This window comes from Methylobacterium sp. WL64, assembly GCF_008039945.1.
Lineage (GTDB): Bacteria > Pseudomonadota > Alphaproteobacteria > Rhizobiales > Beijerinckiaceae > Methylobacterium.
The window spans coordinates 1-572 of record NZ_VRVA01000328.1; the positions used below are offsets into that span (position 1 = coordinate 1).

General features: G+C 71.9%; 1 protein-coding gene. It reads right to left on the reverse strand.

Translation table 11 applies throughout. The features are described from left to right. The coding region (locus FV242_RS34140; RefSeq protein ID WP_246693023.1) for a sugar transferase at positions 1–572 on the reverse strand (572 nt) is incomplete at both ends.

A 572-nucleotide genomic window follows, 5' to 3' on the forward strand; every position in this document is an offset into this window, starting at 1 on the left:
GTGCGCAGCATGATCGCGATGTCCCGACGCAGGCTCCAGCGGCTGGCGTAGTCCAGGTCCAGCGCCACGCGCTCGGCGTAGCTGGTGTCGGAGCGGCCCGAGACCTGCCACAGGCCGGTCACCCCCGGCGGCACCGCGAAGCACGTCGCGAACGCCGGGCCGTAACGGGCGACCTCGGCCTGGACGATGGGCCGTGGCCCGACCAGGCTCATCTCGCCGCGCAGCACGTTCCAAAGTTGCGGCAGCTCGTCGAGCGAGGTCTTGCGCAGCACCTGGCCGATGGCGGTGATGCGCGGGTCATCGCTGAGCTTGTGCGTGGCGGCCCACTCGGCCCGGGCGCGCGGGCTGGCGGCCAGATGCGCGGCCAGCACCGCTTCACCGTCGGTGACCATCGAGCGGAACTTCAGGCAGCCGAAGCTGCGCCCGTCCCGGCCCAGCCGCGTGTGGCGGAAGATCGGCGCTTTGCGGTCGCCGGCCCAGACCAGCACCGCGATCAGCAGCATCAACGGCAGCAGCAGGAACAAGGCAGTCGCCGCCACGCCGATATCGAGCCCGCGCTTGGCCGCCCAGTC